The organism is Kaistia algarum (genome assembly GCF_026343945.1).
Classification (GTDB): Bacteria; Pseudomonadota; Alphaproteobacteria; order Rhizobiales; family Kaistiaceae; genus Kaistia; species Kaistia algarum.
The window spans coordinates 1278821-1294320 of the sequence record NZ_JAPKNJ010000001.1 but is presented as its reverse complement, the minus strand read 5'-3'; the positions used below and the strand labels follow the sequence as shown (position 1 = coordinate 1294320).

Sequence of the window (15500 nt, the reverse complement as noted above, 5' to 3'; positions counted from 1 at the left end):
GGACCGAATCATGAGCCACGACGCCCCGACCCACGCTAAGGGTCCGACCAAACTCGTCATCGAGAATATCGGACTCGTCCTCTCGGGCGACCTCGCCAATCCGATCCTGGATGCGGACACGATCGTTGCCATCGATGGCAAGATCGCCGCCATCGGCCGGGCCAAGGACATCGACACCGAGGGCGCGACGACGCGCATCGACGCGAGAGGCTCGAGCCTCACGCCTGGCCTGATCGACAACCATGTCCACCCGGTCGCGGGCGACTGGACGCCACGTCAGAACCAGATCGGCTGGATCGATTCCTGCCTGCATGGCGGTGTCACCACGATGATCTCGGCTGGCGAGGTGCACACGCCCGGCCGCCCGACCGACATCATCGGCCTGAAAGCGCTCGCCATTTCAGCCCAGCGCCAGTTCTCGGCGTTCCGGCCATCCGGCGTGAAGGTGCACGCCGGTGCGCCGGTGATCGAAAAGGGCATGGTCGAGGAGGATTTCGCCGATCTGGCGCGGTCCGGCGTCACGATGCTCGGCGAGGTCGGCCTCGGCTCGGTCAAGGACGGCGAGACGGCGCGCCAGATGGTGGCCTGGGCCCGTAAATATGGCATGCAGTCGATTATCCACACCGGCGGCCCCTCGATCCCCGGCTCAGGCCTTATCGACAAGGACGTCGTGCTCGCCGCCGACACGGACGTGATCGGCCATATCAATGGTGGTCACACGGCCTTGCCGGACGATCAGATCGTTTGCCTGTGCGAGAGCTGTGGCCGTGGTCTCGAAATCGTCCACAACGGCAATCTGCGCGCCGCGCTGCTTGCCTTGAATACGGCGCGCGAACTAGGCCAGCTCGACCGCATCATCCTCGGAACCGATTCTCCGGCGGGTTCGGGCGTTCAGCCGCTCGGCATCCTGCGGACGATCTCGCTGCTGGCCTCGTTGGGCAATATCGCGCCCGAGGTCGCCTTCTGTTTCGCGACCGGCAACACGGCGCGCATGCGCGATCTCGACTGCGGCCTGATCGAAATTGGCCGCTCGGCCGATTTCGTCCTGATGGACAAGCCGCAGCACTCGGCCGGCGCCACCCTGCTGGAAAGCGTGCGCCTCGGCGACCTGCCGGGAATCTCGATGACGGTAATCGACGGCGTCGTCCGCACCGGCCGCTCGCGCAACACGCCACCCGCCGCGACGATGGCCGAGATTTCGTAGGCGAGCTCGGCTCCGCCGCGCCGCCGACCGTATCCGCCCGCAGCTCCGCCGCTCTACACTCCTCTTCGAATCGGTGGGAGACCGGAGTGGACGGGACAAGCGGGCGGCAGGGGCGGGTGGTAGTCCTGGTGGTCATCGGTCTGTGGACGCTGGGCATGGCGGCGCTGGCAGTCATGGCGGGCGTCCAGCATGACTATGTTTACTACCTCGCGCAGTGGCAGCTGGTGCTGGCGGGTGCCGATGCCTGGTCCACCGACAACGCCTACGGACCGCTCCATACCAGCCTCGCCATCTTGCTGCCGCTTGGGACGCTGGCGCCCAAGCTGTTCATGGTCGGGGCGATGCTGGCGGCCAATACCGCGCTCGCGGTCCGATTGCTGGCGATCCGGCCGCAGCCAGACGCCTGGCTGCACTATGCGATTGTGATCCTCGCCAATGTGGCGGTGATCTCGCTGGCGGTCATCTATGGCCTGAATGACGGCCTCGTCGCGGCATTGATCGTGGCGGCGGTGCTGCTCCGGTTCAGCGGCGCCCTCGCATGGGCCGGCGCCATGCTGGGACTGGCTGTCCTCCTTAAGTTCTACCCGCTGCTGCTCATTCCGTTCTTCGCGCTGGACGGCCGACGCTTCAGCTTCCGGCTGACTATTGCGGCTCTGGCGACGGTCGCCATCGGTCTTGTCGCCGCTTGCGCAGTGTTTGGGGATGACTGGCTCGCAGCGGTCCGTTTCGGAGCGGGGCGCGAACCGAAGTTGCTGTCGGTGCTCGCGGCTCTCGCGTCGGCCCCCGCGCTCGTCGGGGGCGCCGGTTCGCTCGACTGGCTGATCCGGCACAATGCGGCCTTCGTGCTGGCGACAGCCGCTCTATGCCTCGCCATCACCTGGTGGCGACGAATCGCGTGGTTGGATGCTTCGGTACTGGCGCTGCTCGCCGTGCTGCTCGTCTACAAGGTCGGCCATCCGCAGTTCTTCCTGCCATGGCTCTTTCTCGTGGTGGCCCTGCCGCTTGTCGGTACGATCTCGGCCGACAGGCTTGCGCGACTCTGCTGGCCCTTCGTGCTGTTCCTGGGCCTGTTCCAATGGGGCTACGCCTTCGGCACCGATCAGTACCATGCAATCGGCGGCGAGGTCCGGCTCTATGCGGGCTTCGTCGCCTTTCCGCTCGGCGTCGCAACGATCGCCAGCTACTTCCTCTTCGCCCGGGCGCCTGGCGATGCGGCAGAGGTGTCCCGGGCGCCGATCCAGTGGAGAGGCTGATTATCTCAGCCCGTCTTCGCCCTTTACATCTTCCTTCTTCAATCCGCCGACGCGTGCATGCGGACGTCCGGAATCGGTGAGGGCTACGGCAACGGCGATCTCGTTTTCGCGCGGTGCGTCGGAGACGCGTACTTCCATGCCGTCGAAATGCGAGCGCACATAGGCTGCATCCTTGTGGCCAAGCGGGATGTCGAAGGTTGCGCCGGGACCTGCTCGCTTCTTCGAAGAGGGGATGAGCGAGGCGCCCTTGCCCAGCAGGCGGCGCAGCGGCGCGCCGAGCTTGGGGTGCAGGATGGCGGCGGCATGTTCGAGTTCGCCCTCGGCGCCAACCGCGGCGGCCTTGCCGAAACTCTCCACCTCGGGTCCGGGGATGCCGAGCGCGGCAATGGCTCGGGCGCCCAGCAGTTCGCCAAGCTCCTCGCCGATCGCGTAGATCGGCTCCAGATCCTCGACATAGCGACCGGCGAAGGGGTTCTCGATGACGGCGATTGCCGCGGCGCGGCGCGTCGGCGGCGTGACCGCCTTGCCGCCCTCGATGAGGGTCTCCTCGAGAACCGTGATGATCTTGCGGATTTTCGCGCTCACCGGAGACCGTCTCCCGCCTTGATATCGGCGACCGCGAGGCCGCCGACGCGCGCATGGACGCGGGGACCGGTCGTCATCACCAGGACCAGCACGATCTCGCCCCGGCGCGGCGCATCGCCGATGCCGATCTCGAAGGCGTCGAAATGCGAGCGGACATAGGACGCATTGATATGGCTGATCGGGATGTCGATCTTGGCGCCGAGGCCGCCGACTTTCTTCGAAGACGGGACGATCGCCTTGGCGCCGCCCAGCAATTCGCGCATCGCATAGCCGCCGGGAACATGCCAGAGCGCCCCGTGCTCCAGTTCGCCAGCCTCGCCCACGATGGCGCCCTTGCCATATCCCTCGACGATAGCGGGATCGCCGCCCAGCGCATCGACCAGCCGCTTGGCCATCTCAAGGCCGAGAGGCTTCAGATCCTCCATGAGGCCGACAATGTCCTCATGATAGGCGCCGGCAAAGGGATTGGCGATCACCGCCGCCACCGCGGCCCGCTTCGGCGGGTTGGCGGAGGGCGGCCCGCCTTCATGCAGGATTTCCTCGACGATGGTGACGAACTTCCTGACCTCGATCTCGGCCATGACACTTCCTGATGGGCTGAAGACAGCGCTGAAAAATACGCAAACTTGTTAGACCATCAACAATCTGGCGAGTAGGCCGTACTGTCAAGACGCGTCCTTCGCGGCAGGGCTCATTCGTCTTGGTTGGGCGCTAGGGATCGTTTATGGTTCTCGAATAGCACGCTGAAACAGGCTACGGCGCTCCTTGTCTTCCCTCGCCTCTCTTTTTGCCATTCTCGGAGCCCTGCTCGTCGGGGCGATCAGTCCGGGGCCGAGCTTTGTGTTCGTCGTTCGCACATCGGTTGCCCGCTCTCGGCTTGATGGGCTCGCGGCGGCCGTCGGCATGGGTGTTGGCGCCATGGCCTTCGGGGCGCTTGCGCTGTTCGGCCTGCGCACCTTGATGAACGAGGCGGCGGGGCTCTATTGGGCCCTGAAGATCGCGGGCGGACTTTATCTCGTCTATCTCGGCGTCCGCATCTGGCTCGGCGCAACCGCGCCGATGGCGGCGGTCGATAGCGGCGTGGCGGTTCGGTCGGCGCCGCTGCGCTCCTTCTCGCTCGGTCTCCTGACGCAGTTCAGCAATCCAAAGATCGTCGCGGTCTTCGGCGCCGTCTTCGCGGCGCTGCTTCCGGCGGACTATCCGCTCTGGCTCGGGATCGTGCTGCCGGCGCTCATCTTCGTGCAGGAGACGGCCTGGTACGCGCTTGTCGCCCTCGCGTTTTCCTCGGCCCGGCCCCGCGCGCTGTATCTGCGCGCCCGCACGATCATCGACCGGACGGCCGGCGTTGTGATCGGTCTCCTGGGTATCAGGCTTCTCCTCGACGCGCGTTGAGCCGTTGCGGCTTCCCGACTGACAGCGAATTGACAGCTCTCCTGTGCAGATTGCGCTCGTCGCCAACCGGCGGCAGTGATGACAATCGGAGCTATGGATGCGCGCTGCTCTTCTTCTCGCCCTCGCGGGTACTTCGCTGGTCTTCGCGGCCGGAACTGCCATGGCGGACCCGGCCTGCACAAAAGAGCCCCAGTCTGCCTGGATGAGCCAGGAAGCAATGAAGGCGAAGATCGCCGAGCTTGGCTATCAGAAGATCAAGACCTTCAAGGTCACGGGATCTTGCTACGAGATTTACGGCTACGACAAGAACAACAAGAAAGCCGAAGTCTATTTCAATCCGGTCGACGGTTCGATCGTCAAGGAATGAGATCGGCAATGAGGATAAACGAGCCCCACTCGTCCTCTGCCGATATCGTGCCCGTCCCGAAAGGGGCGGGCACGATTCCCGTCTGGGACCCGGTCGTGCGCCTGTTCCACTGGACTATCGTCACGGCCTGCATTCTGAACCTGTTCATCCTGGAAGCAGGCGAGACGGCACACCGCTTCGTCGGCTATGTCGTCGCGATTGCACTGACCTTGCGCTTCCTGTGGGGCTTCGCCGGCCCCCGGCACGCCCGCTTCGCCGATTTCTTTCCAACCCCGCGGCGTCTGATCCCCTATCTCCGGGATTTGAGGCGAGGACGCGAGCCACGCCATGTCGGTCACAATCCGGCGGGCGCTGTTATGATGCTGCTTCTCATGAGCCTGCTGGCGAGCTTATGCCTGACCGGCTGGATGATGGGCCTCGACGCCTTCTGGGGCGAGGAATGGCTCGAGGAACTGCATGGCGCGCTCGCCAACGGTATCCTGGTTCTTGCCCTTGTGCATGCCGGTGCGGCGATCGTCGAGAGCTGGCGCCATCGCGAAAATCTGGTGCTTTCCATGGTAACGGGCCGCAAGCGCGCCGAATGAGTCATCTCCCCGTCGCGCCGGTTCAAGCTGGGGCGATGGGGTCGAGCGCGGGTAGCTGATCCATGTCATCGATCTCGCACCTGATCCGGCTAAGGTTGACGATGACCTGATCGTCACGTTCAAGGAGTCTCCCGTGCCACGCGCTCTCTCTCATCGCGAGAACCACCTTGTGCAGCGTATCGGCTGGCTGCGGGCGGCCGTGCTCGGGGCCAATGATGGCATCGTGTCGACATCGAGCCTCATTGTCGGCGTCGCTGCTGCCGCGACCAGTTCCGGCGAAATCGCGCTCACCGGCATTGCCGGGCTTGTGGCAGGAGCCATGTCGATGGCCGCCGGCGAATATGTGTCCGTGAGCAGTCAGTCCGACACGGAGAACGCCGATCTAGCCCGCGAGAAGAAGGAACTCGCCACGGATATCGAGGCTGAACGGCAGGAACTAGCTGGAATCTACGAAGCGAGAGGTCTCGATCCCGCGCTGGCGCGGGAGGTTGCGATCCAGCTGATGGCGAAGGATGCGCTCGGCGCTCATGCCCGCGACGAACTGGGCATTTCGGAAATCACGACGGCCCGCCCCATCCAGGCAGCGCTGACGTCGGCCGCGACCTTTTCGATCGGTGCGGCCATGCCCCTTGCCATGGCGCTTCTGGCGCCCCAGGCCTATGTCGTACCGGCGGTATCGATCGCCTCGCTCGCCTTCCTGGCATTGCTGGGTGCCATCGGCGCGAAGGCCGGGGGAGCGAATGTCGTGAAGGCCACCGTGCGGGTGACCTTCTGGGGCGCGCTGGCCATGGCGATTACCGCCGGCATCGGCGCCGTGTTCGGGACGGTCGTCTAAGTCGCCGTCCCGATCGCATCACGCCTTGGCAGCGGTGATGATGATCTCGACCTTGTATTTCGGCGCGGCAAGCTTGGCCTCGCCCGTGGCGCGAGCCGGCGGGTTGGTCTTGTCGACCCACTGGTCCCAGACCGAATTCATCTCGGCGAAATCATTGACGTCGGCCAGCCAGATCGTAGCCGAGAGCAGGCGCGACTTGTCCGAGCCGGTGAGGGCGAGAAGGCGGTCGACTTCGGCCAGAGCGGAAGCGGTCTGCTCGGCGACGGTCTCGCCCGTCGGGCCGACCTGGCCGGCGAGATAGATCGTGTCGCCATGAACCACGGCCTGGCTCATGCGCGGGCCGCTTTCGTATCGCGTGATCGTCGTCATGCTGGAATACCTTGAATTTCGTGGACGGCAACGGAGCCGGACGGTCGTCCTATCGACGACCGCCGCGCCCCGGTCAAGGGTGGGACGGCTCAGGCGGTGCCGAGGAAGTCCGCGTCGAAGGGAAACTCGATCCGTCCGCCGCCTTCGCCCTCGATCGTCAACAGGCCGCCATTGGCGGAAACGCGGGCGACCTTGCCCCAACCTTCGGGAAGTGGCACCGCACCGATGACGTTGCCGACGGATACCTCGCCGTCAGGGTCGAGCACCAGCGCGGTCGGAACGCCGGCCTCCGTCAGCGGGTTTGGATGGGTCGAGGCCCTGTGGCCATAGCCGGCATAGGTGCGGCCCTCCTCGATCCCGAGCACGCCGACATGGCGCCCGTTCCATGGCACGTAGTCGCGGCCGCCATTCGAGAGCCACAGCATGGTCAGCGGCAGTTCGGCGACGTTCCGGAGGCTGACGAAGAGGTCGCCCTGGTCAGTGCGAGCGGCCGCTGCCCAGCCGAGCCCTTCCGCGGCCGCCTCGACCAGCGCGACGAAATCCTCGTGCCGCTGGGCGAAGGGATAGGCCGTCAGGTTTGCCGTGCCGCCATCCTTCAAGGGCGCGGCGGAAAGGTCATCGAAGCGCGAAGGATAGGCCAGGGCGTAGCGGCCCATCGCCGGATCGGGTTCCAGCGGCGTCTCGGGCGTGAAGGCGAAGCGCTTTTCCGAGAAGGACAGCGTGCCGCCGGTAGGGAGGCGGACCATGGCGTGGTTGGCGACCGGCACGGCGCCCGACCCGCCGATGAAGACATGGCGTTCATACAGGAAGGGGTGGCCGTCGCGGAGCGTGAATTCTTTGATCAGCCGGGCGCCGAGAACATCACGCTCCAGCTCGTAGCGGGCGATCGTGCCGCCTTCCGGGTGCGCCTCGACCGTGAGAACGCGCCAGCGCGAATTGGCGGGCCAGCCATGGGGCGGTGCTTCGACGACATCCGAAGTCGAGAACGGCGCGCAGAAGAAATCGCCGGAGAGGAAGCGCAGATTGGGCAGCAGCGTCTCGTCTTCGATGATGGCGGCATCGTCGACCCAAGGCGCCGAATTCAGCGGCTCCAGGCTCTTGCCGTCCCGCTCGACGACGAGGCGGCGGATATGGCCGACACGCAGGTCGAGCGTGGCGCGGATGCCCTTCGCCTCGATCGTATGGAAAATCTCTGTAGCCATGTCATCTCCCCCAATTTTGTTGTTTCAGAGCCGCGCGAAGACGATCCGCATCGGCGTGCCATGATGGATTTCGTCCGTCTGGAACAGCGCGCCCGTCAGCGCCTGCTGGCGGAAGATCACGATGTTGTCGCCATGCTGGTTGGCAACCAGCAGGAATTTGCCCGACGGATCGAAGGTCAGATTGCGCGGCCAATGCCCGCCGGTCGGCGTCCAGTCGGGGAGCCCCAGCGTGCCGTCCGCCTGGACCGCGAAGCGCACGATGCTGTCATGGCCGCGATTGGTGCCGTAGAGGAAGCGGCCATCAGGCGAGAGCACCAGTTCGGCGCAATAATTGGTGCCGGAAAATTCCTCCGGCAGGGTTGAGAGGATCTGCAGGAGCGAAAGCCCACCCGTCTCGGCATCATAGGCGAACGTCGCCATGGTGCTGCCGAGTTCGTTGATGAGATAGACGATATCGCCCTTGCCGTTGAAGAGCAGGTGGCGTGGGCCGCTGCCGGCGGGAAGCTCGGCAAAGGGCGAGGCGGCGAGCTTCAGCTGGCCTTCCACCGGCGGCAGGCAGTAGACCATGACCCGGTCGAGGCCGAGATCGGCGACGAGCAGATGGCGGTTGTCCGGGCTTGGCACGGCGAGATGCGCATGCGAGCGCACCGAGACCGGCAGGATCGCCTCCGCGCCTTCATGCGCGACGCCGGCGATGGGCGGCGAGATGCCGCCATCCTCGCGGACCCGATAGGCGGCCACCGCCTTGCCCGGCCGCGAGCCTTCCGGGGCGATGGTGAAATTGGAAACGAACAGGAATGCACCGGTGTGGTCGAGCGATACATGGCAGGCGACGCTGCCAAGCGTCGGACGCAGATTGATGTAGTCGAGAGCGCCGGTCTCGGGATCGATGTCGAAGGCGGTGACGACGCCCTCATTGCGGCCGGCCCATTCGGTCGAGGCATAGAGATGCCGGCCCGAGGCGTCGACGGCGAGGAAGCTGGGATTGTCGATGCCCGCATAGGTGCTGGCGAGCGTCATGCGCCCGCTGTCCTCGTCGAAGCGGAAGGTGGCGATGCCGTCGCCATGCGCCGGCGGAAAATCCGGCATGGCGCGATTCAGCGTTCCGACGAAGGCATAGGTCTTGGCAGGCATTGAGTCCTCAAGCAGGCTTCGGAAGGGTGTCGGGTGATCGGACGTCGGTCCATCCATTGGTAGAGCCTTGGCGCGCGAATGGGAACCGGGCAGGCGTCTATCGTCGGGGGGCAGTAGGGGTCTGGGGGGAGCAATTGCCCCTTCTGGGCCGGCAAGATAGACATCCATAATGGTTGAGCTTGACGACGAGCATGGACCCCGTGGCGCGGCGCTGACGGTTGGGGAGGTCGCGCGGCGCAGCGGCGTCGCCGTGTCCACCGTGCATTTCTACGAGACCAAGGGGCTCATCGAGAGCTGGCGCACGGGCGGCAATCAGCGCCGCTATCACCGCTCGGTCCTCCGCCGCATCGCCATCATCCGCATCGCCCAGAGCGCCGGCATCTCGCTTGCGACTGTGCGCGAGGCGCTGGACGGTCTGCCGCATGATCGCGTACCCGGCTCGGCCGACTGGAATCGCTTCGCGAGGTCCTGGCGCGACCTGCTCGACGGGCGCATCGTGGCCCTGCTGCAGCTCAGGGACCAGATCACGAGCTGCATCGGCTGCGGCTGCCTGTCGCTGGAGGATTGCCCGCTGCGCAATGCCGAGGATCAACTTGGCAAGAGCGGTCCGGGGCCGCGCCGTCTGGTTCCGGGGCCGCGCTGAGGGTGAATTCCGTTCGAGCCCCCCGAATGCACTTGACCTGAACCATGCTTGAGGTTGTACGGAGCTGTCGGTCTGGCCATAGCTGCGGCCCAAGCGAGGACTGACATGCAGAGCGATTCCCCCAGCACGACCCATGCCCCGGCGAAGGGCGACACGGATCATCCCGGCCATGAAGACGGTCGCTGGGGGCAGCTCTTCTCCGGCCGCAACGGCGTCTATTCGGCGGCGCTCGCCGGCGGCGTCGTGCTGCATGCCTGCAACATGTATGTCGCGACCACGGTCATGCCCTCGGTGGTCGCCGATATTGGTGGGCTCGACTTCTATGCCTGGGCAACGACGCTTTTCGTCGTGACGTCGATCCTGGCGGCGACGTTGACGGCGAAGCTCCTGAAGGCGCTCGGTCCGCGCGGCGCCTATTGTGTCTCGCTGCTGATCTTCGCTGCCGGTACCATCGTCGCGTCGCTCGCCAATGACATGGCCGTGATGCTCCTCGGCCGCAGCATCCAGGGCTTTGGCGGCGGCTTTCTCTATGCGCTCGCCTATGCCGTGACGCGGCTCGTGTTTCCACCGGCGCTCTGGGCGCGGGCGGTCGGCCTGATCGGGGCGATGTTCGGCATAGCCACGCTGATCGGTCCGGCCATCGGCGGCATCTTCGCCGAGTTCGGCGCCTGGCGGGCGGCGTTCTGGTCGCTGCTTCCCGTTATCGCCATCTTCGCAGCGATCGCCTTCGTCAGCCTGCCGCGCAGCAGCCCCGGCAAGGAGGAGGGCGCGCCGATCGCCTATGCGCAGATCCTGCTGCTGACGGCGGCCGTCCTGATCATTTCGGCCGGCTCGCTCTCGCCCGCGCTTCTCTGGAACCTCGCCGGCCTCGGCGCGGCGGTGGCGTTGATCGCGCTGATCGTGGTGATCGAGCGAAGGGGCGGAGCCCGGCTGCTGCCGCGCGGCTCGTTCAGCCGCGGCGCGCCGCTCGGCCTCGTCTATCTGATGATCGCGCTGCTGATGACCGGCGTGCAGCCCGAGATCTTCGTGCCCTATCTCGTCCAGACGCTGCATGGCCAGTCGCCGCTCTGGGCGGGCTATGTCTCGGCTCTCGTCGCGGTGGGCTGGTCGACCGCATCGCTTCTGAGCCCGCGCTTCAGCGGACGCGGCGGCGATCGGCTGCTGATCGTCGGGCCGCCGATCGTGCTGGCCGGCCTGGTTCTGCTCGCTTTCGTGATGCCGATCCATGGCGACGGCACATGGATGCTACTCGCGCCGATCTGTCTCGGGCTGATCCTGGTGGGCTTCGGCATCGGCCTGACCTGGCCGGGCCTCGTCACCATGGTCTATCGCCATGCGCCGGCGGACGAGCAGGATCTCGCCTCCGGCGGCATGACGACGGTCCAGCTGTTCGCGGCAGCGCTCGGCGCGGCGCTTGCCGGCATGATCGCCAATGTCGCCGGCGTCGCCGATCCCGGCGGGGTCGCGGGCGCATCGAAGGCGGCGTTCTGGATCTTTGCCCTGTTCGCGCTCGCGCCGCTGGCGAGCCTCGCGCTGGCCCGCCCGCTGCTGCGCCTCGCCGGCTCCCGGTCCTAGGTCCCTGCCAGCGCCGCGCGGATCGCCGCGCGCGCGCGGCGGTCTTCGTTCTGGAGCGATAGGAAGATCTCGTATTTCGCGTCGTGCAGCCGGCGCGACAGGCTGCCGGCCGGGCGATATTCGAGGCCGAGCCGCGACATAGCCTCGATCGCGTCGACGGTGGTGGCGAAGCGCCCGGCCGCCATCGCGCCGAGGATGGCGGCTCCAAGCAGCACTGGCTCCGGCGTCTCCGGCACGGCGATCGTAAGGCCCGTCGCATCGGCGAGCGTCTGGCGGACCAAGGGGCTTTGTCCGGCGCCGCCGGAAAGCACGATGGTCTCAATGTCTATTCCCTGGATCGACAGGGCCTCGACGATCTGGCGCGCGCCATAGGAGAGGCCGCAAAGACCGGCGAGATAGAGCCGCGCCAGGCTGTCGATATCCTCCGACAGGTCGAGGCCGGCGATCGTCGCGCGCGCATCCGGCTCGGCCTTGGGCGACCGGTTGCCGAGGAACTCGGGCACGACCTGGATATGCGCGGCGAGCCGCACGGTTTCTTCCATCCGGTCGGCCAGTCTGGCGATCCGCTCCTCGAGATAGGCGAAGAGCGACAGCCCTTCCTCCGCGGCCTCTTTTCGTGCCGCCGGGGTCGCTGGATGCAACGTGACGAGATGATCGATCGCCGCCCCCGCCGCCGATTGGCCGCCCTCGTTCAGCCAAAGGCCGGGCAGCATCGCGGAGAAATAGGGACCCCAGACCCCGGGGACGAATTCGGGCTCCGCCGTCGTCGCCATGGCGCAGGCCGAGGTACCAAAGATATAGGCCATCTGGCGCGAGGCGTCGGTGGCGGCGCCGCCGACATCGCGCCCGCCAACCGAGCCGAGCCCGCCGGCATGGGCATCGATCAGCGCCGCGGCAACGGCGATGCCCGGTCGCAGGCCGAGTTCGGCCGCAGCTTCCACGGTCAGTCCGGCGCCAAGCGGCGTGCCAGGCTCCACCACCTCGGTGCCGATCCGGACGAATCCCTCGTCGGCGAGAACGCCAAGGCCGATCTCGCGGAAGAATCCTTCGTCGAAGCGCCGTTCATGCGCGAGATAGGTCCATTTGCAGGTGAGCGTGCAGGTCGAACGCGTAAGGCTGCCGGTCGTGCGGAAGGTCAGCCAGTCGGCGAGGTCGAAGAAATGCGCCGCGGCGCGAAAGCTCTCGGGCATCGCCTCGGCGAGCCAGAGCAGCTTCGGTGTTTCCATTTCCGGCGATATGACGCCGCCGACATAGGAAAGCACGCGGTGGCCGGTCGCATTGATCCGCCGCGTCTGATCGATCGCGCGGTGGTCCATCCAGACGATGATGTTGCGGTCGGGGTCGCCGGAGGGCCCGACGGCAACAGGCGAGCCATCGGCACCGATGGCGACCAGCGAACAGGTCGCGTCGATGCCGATGCCGTCGACCGCATCGGGCGCGATCGCGGATGTCGCTACGGCCTCACGCACCGATTCGCACACCGCCTGCCAGATGTCGCGCGAGGATTGCTCCACGATCTCGCCGGGCGCATGCCAGATCTCGATCGCCCGCTTGGCCGAGGCGATCAGGCGGCCCTCGTCATCGAACACGCCGGCTCGCGCGCTTCCCGTGCCGACATCGATGCCGATGAAAAAGGCCATGACGGCGTACCTCCCTTTGTTGCTTTGTGCCCAACGGAGCGTTCCCAGCCTCGGCTGTCAAGCCGCGAATATTTGCTCTTGTCTTGAATGAATGATCTTATGGTATTTGGACGCTGCTTGAAGGGCAGCCACTATTCCGGCCGCGACGGGCGCGCCATTCTGGGCGCCGCCGGGACGCATCGAATCATCGACAGCCTGGCCGAGTTCGATGCGGAGCCGGTGGGAGCCTTGACGGAATGAGTGCCAGCGACGCGGAACGATCGCGCCTCGACGATGCGGCGAGAGCCGGCTGGCTCTATTTCATCGCTGGCAACACGCAGGATGAGATCGCGCGCAAGCTGAACGTCTCGCGGCCGACCGCTCAGCGCCTTGTCTCGTTAGCGATCTCGGAACGGCTCATCACCTTTCGCCTCGATCACCCGATCGCCGCCTGCATGGAACTCGCCGCACGCCTTACCGAGCGCCACGGCCTTGCCCATTGCCAGATCGTCCCGACCGATCCGGGGTCGGACAGCTCCGTCGTCGGCATCGCCGAGGCGGCGGCTGCCTTTCTGGAACAGCAACTTCGCCGCGCCGAGCCGATCGTCGTGGGGATCGGCACCGGCCGGACGCTCCGCGCCGCCGTCGAGCAGATCCCGCGCATGAACTGCCAGCATCACCGCCTCGTCTCGCTGGTGGGGCACATCTCGATGGAGGGTTCGGCGAGCTTCTTCGACGTTCTGGCGCGCCTCTCCGATCTCGTGCGAGCGCCGCATTATCCGATGCCGCTTCCGGTCGTCGTGCCGTCGCGCAGCGAACGCGACCAGTTGATCGGCCTCGAGCCGGTGCGGCGGCTCCGCGAACTGGCTTCCGCGGCGGATGTCACGCTGGTCGGCATCGGGCGGATGGATATTGATGCGCCGCTCCACATAGACGGGTTCATCTCGGTCTCGGAACTGGCGGAGATGCGGCGGCTCGGCGCGGTCGGCGAGATGACCGGCTGGGCCTTCGATGCCGGCGGTTCCATTCTCGAAGGCGGCACCAATGAGAGGCTGACCTCCGTCCCGCGAATCGTCCCCGCCGCCGGGCTTGTCGTCGGCGTCGCCATGGGATTGAGCAAGGCGCTGCCGATCCACGGGGCGCTGCGCGGACGCCTGATAAACGGCCTCGTCACAGACGAGGCGACCGCGAAAATGCTGCTCGATATCGGCTGAAGCGGCATCAACTTGCAGCCCATTGCTGCATTGCGAAAACGAGCAAATGCTCAGTCAAATAGCAATGTTGCGTCAATTCTCGGTTCATTCGCCGGGAAATCTCCGCTGCTATGCGGAAACGAATTGCCATTGACAGTTTGACTCGCCTGCGATGAGCATATGATCAGTGCTATAGCAAATGCTCAAGGCACATCAGGGAGGATCAGATGAGGATTCTATGGGGCGCCCTCCTGGGCGCAGCATCGATGCTGGCCGTCGGTCAGCTGCAGGCGGCGGAGACGCTGACCATCGCCACCGTGAACAATGGCGATATGGTCCGCATGCAGAAGCTTACGGACGACTTCAAGGCCAAGAACCCCGACATCGATCTGCAATGGGTGACGCTTGAGGAAAATGTCCTGCGTCAGAAGGTGACGACCGACATCGCCACCAAGGGCGGCCAGTACGACGTTCTGACGATCGGCACCTATGAGGTTCCGATCTGGGCGAAGAACGGCTGGCTCAATCCGCTCGACAATCTCGGCGCCGACTACAAGGTCGACGATCTGCTGCCGGCGATTCGCGGCGGCCTTTCGGCGGACGGCAAGCTCTACGCATCGCCCTTCTATGGCGAGTCGAGCTACGTCATGTACCGCAAGGACCTGATGGAAAAAGCCGGGCTGACGATGCCCGACGCGCCGACCTGGGATTTCATCCGCCAGGCCGCCGACAAGATGACCGACCGTGCAAACGGCATCAACGGCGTATGCCTGCGCGGCAAGGCAGGCTGGGGCGAGAACATGGCCTTCCTGACCGCCATGTCGAACTCCTTCGGCGCGCGATGGTTCGACGAGAAATGGCAGCCCCAGTTCGACCAGCCCGAATGGAAGAACACGCTCCAGTTCTACGTTGACCTGATGAAGGCGGATGGCCCGTCCGGCGCCTCGTCGAACGGCTTCAACGAGAACCTGACGCTGTTCCAGCAGGGCAAGTGCGGCATGTGGATCGATGCCACGGTCGCCGGTTCGTTCGTGACCGACCCGAAGGCCTCGACGGTCTCCGACAAGGTCGGCTTCGCCCTCGCCCCCGACACGGGCCTTGGCAAGCGCGGCAACTGGTTGTGGGCGTGGTCGCTTGCGGTTCCCGCGGGCTCGAAGAAGGTCGATGCGGCCGAGAAGTTCATCGCCTGGGCAACCGGCCCCGGCTATCTCGATCTCGTCGCGAGCAAAGATGGCTGGGCCAACGTTCCCCCCGGAACGCGGACGTCACTCTACAACAACCCGGCCTATACCAGCGCCGCGCCATTCGCTGCGATGACCCTCGCCTCGATCAACGCTGCCGACCCGACCCATCCGACCGTCAAGCCGGTCCCCTATACCGGCGTGCAGTTCGTCGCCATCCCCGAGTTCCAGGGGCTAGGCGACACGGTGGGCCAGCTGTTCTCGGCGGCGCTTGCCGGCCAGTCCAGCGTCGATGACGCGCTGAAGCAGGCGCAGGATGTCACCACCCGCACGATGACCAAGGCTGGTTACATCAAGTAGCTCC

General features: G+C 65.8%; 17 protein-coding genes. 11 read left to right on the top strand and 6 right to left on the bottom strand.

Features of this window, described 5'->3' with window-relative positions:
* The first annotated feature begins 10 nt into the window (after nt 1–10).
* Complete coding sequence (locus OSH05_RS06265) at nt 11–1204, top strand: amidohydrolase family protein (protein ID WP_104217061.1); 1194 nt, start codon at nt 11–13, stop codon at nt 1202–1204.
* 86 nt (nt 1205–1290) lie between these two features.
* Nucleotides 1291–2457: a glycosyltransferase family 87 protein gene (locus OSH05_RS06260; protein WP_133163034.1), complete on the top strand. Its 1167-nt coding sequence runs from the start codon at nt 1291–1293 to the stop codon at nt 2455–2457.
* Here OSH05_RS06260 and OSH05_RS06255 read toward each other — a convergent pair whose 3' ends face one another.
* Together OSH05_RS06255 and OSH05_RS06250 are read right to left on the bottom strand one after the other, a co-directional pair.
* Nucleotides 2458–3042, bottom strand: coding sequence for an amino acid synthesis family protein (locus OSH05_RS06255; RefSeq protein ID WP_104217063.1), 585 nt, complete (start codon nt 3040–3042; stop codon nt 2458–2460).
* The gene (locus OSH05_RS06250; protein WP_104217064.1) at nt 3039–3623 is read right to left on the bottom strand and encodes an amino acid synthesis family protein; all 585 of its coding nucleotides are present in this window, start codon (nt 3621–3623) and stop codon (nt 3039–3041) included. The genes OSH05_RS06255 and OSH05_RS06250 overlap by 4 nt, the downstream gene beginning before the upstream one ends.
* 184 nt (nt 3624–3807) lie before the next feature.
* On the opposite strand from OSH05_RS06250, the gene OSH05_RS06245 reads away from it, so the two are divergent.
* The 4 genes from OSH05_RS06245 (at nt 3808) to OSH05_RS06230 (ending at nt 6220) form a co-directional block, all read left to right on the top strand.
* Nucleotides 3808–4434 carry a LysE family translocator gene (locus OSH05_RS06245; protein ID WP_104217065.1) on the top strand — a complete coding sequence of 209 codons (627 nt, stop codon included), beginning with the start codon at nt 3808–3810 and terminating at the stop codon, nt 4432–4434.
* A 97-nt stretch (nt 4435–4531) separates the two neighbouring features.
* Entirely contained in the window at nt 4532–4801 is a 270-nt protein-coding gene (locus tag OSH05_RS06240) for a PepSY domain-containing protein (RefSeq protein ID WP_104217066.1), read from the top strand.
* Nucleotides 4802–4809: 8 nt separating this feature from the next.
* Entirely contained in the window at nt 4810–5385 is a 576-nt protein-coding gene (locus OSH05_RS06235; protein WP_104217067.1) for a cytochrome b/b6 domain-containing protein, read from the top strand.
* A 133-nt stretch (nt 5386–5518) separates the two neighbouring features.
* Nucleotides 5519–6220: a VIT1/CCC1 transporter family protein gene (locus tag OSH05_RS06230; RefSeq protein WP_104217068.1), complete on the top strand. Its 702-nt coding sequence runs from the start codon at nt 5519–5521 to the stop codon at nt 6218–6220.
* Nucleotides 6221–6238: 18 nt separating this feature from the next.
* Here OSH05_RS06230 and OSH05_RS06225 read toward each other — a convergent pair whose 3' ends face one another.
* The 3 genes from OSH05_RS06225 to OSH05_RS06215 all read right to left on the bottom strand — a co-directional run bounded on the left by OSH05_RS06225 (nt 6239) and on the right by OSH05_RS06215 (nt 8925).
* Nucleotides 6239–6589, bottom strand: a complete 351-nt coding sequence (locus OSH05_RS06225; protein WP_104217069.1) for a RidA family protein — start codon at nt 6587–6589, stop codon at nt 6239–6241.
* A gap of 89 nt (nt 6590–6678) precedes the next feature.
* Complete coding sequence (locus OSH05_RS06220; protein ID WP_104217070.1) at nt 6679–7791, bottom strand: hypothetical protein; 1113 nt, start codon at nt 7789–7791, stop codon at nt 6679–6681.
* Nucleotides 7792–7815: 24 nt separating this feature from the next.
* Entirely contained in the window at nt 7816–8925 is a 1110-nt protein-coding gene (locus tag OSH05_RS06215; protein WP_165801426.1) for a lactonase family protein, read from the bottom strand.
* Between the two features lie 169 nt (nt 8926–9094).
* Here OSH05_RS06215 and soxR point away from each other — a divergent pair, with 169 nt between their 5' ends.
* Nucleotides 9095–9568 carry a redox-sensitive transcriptional activator SoxR gene (soxR, locus tag OSH05_RS06210; RefSeq protein ID WP_104217072.1) on the top strand — a complete coding sequence of 158 codons (474 nt, stop codon included), beginning with the start codon at nt 9095–9097 and terminating at the stop codon, nt 9566–9568.
* 105 nt (nt 9569–9673) lie between these two features.
* On the top strand, nt 9674–11143 hold the full coding sequence (locus OSH05_RS06205; protein ID WP_104217073.1) for an MFS transporter: 1470 nt from the start codon (nt 9674–9676) through the stop codon (nt 11141–11143).
* On the opposite strand, the gene OSH05_RS06200 is transcribed toward OSH05_RS06205, so the two are convergent.
* Entirely contained in the window at nt 11140–12783 is a 1644-nt protein-coding gene (locus OSH05_RS06200; protein ID WP_104217074.1) for an FGGY-family carbohydrate kinase, read from the bottom strand. The two genes, OSH05_RS06205 and OSH05_RS06200, sit on opposite strands and share 4 nt — an antisense overlap.
* A gap of 117 nt (nt 12784–12900) precedes the next feature.
* Here OSH05_RS06200 and OSH05_RS06195 point away from each other — a divergent pair, with 117 nt between their 5' ends.
* From OSH05_RS06195 to OSH05_RS06185, 3 genes are all read left to right on the top strand, one after another.
* Nucleotides 12901–13023, top strand: a complete 123-nt coding sequence (locus OSH05_RS06195; protein WP_266352098.1) for a hypothetical protein — start codon at nt 12901–12903, stop codon at nt 13021–13023.
* On the top strand, nt 13020–13976 hold the full coding sequence (locus OSH05_RS06190) for a sugar-binding transcriptional regulator (RefSeq protein ID WP_104217075.1): 957 nt from the start codon (nt 13020–13022) through the stop codon (nt 13974–13976). The genes OSH05_RS06195 and OSH05_RS06190 overlap by 4 nt, the downstream gene beginning before the upstream one ends.
* 245 nt (nt 13977–14221) lie before the next feature.
* On the top strand, nt 14222–15496 hold the full coding sequence (locus OSH05_RS06185) for an ABC transporter substrate-binding protein (protein WP_104217076.1): 1275 nt from the start codon (nt 14222–14224) through the stop codon (nt 15494–15496).
* Nucleotides 15497–15500 lie beyond the last annotated feature (4 nt).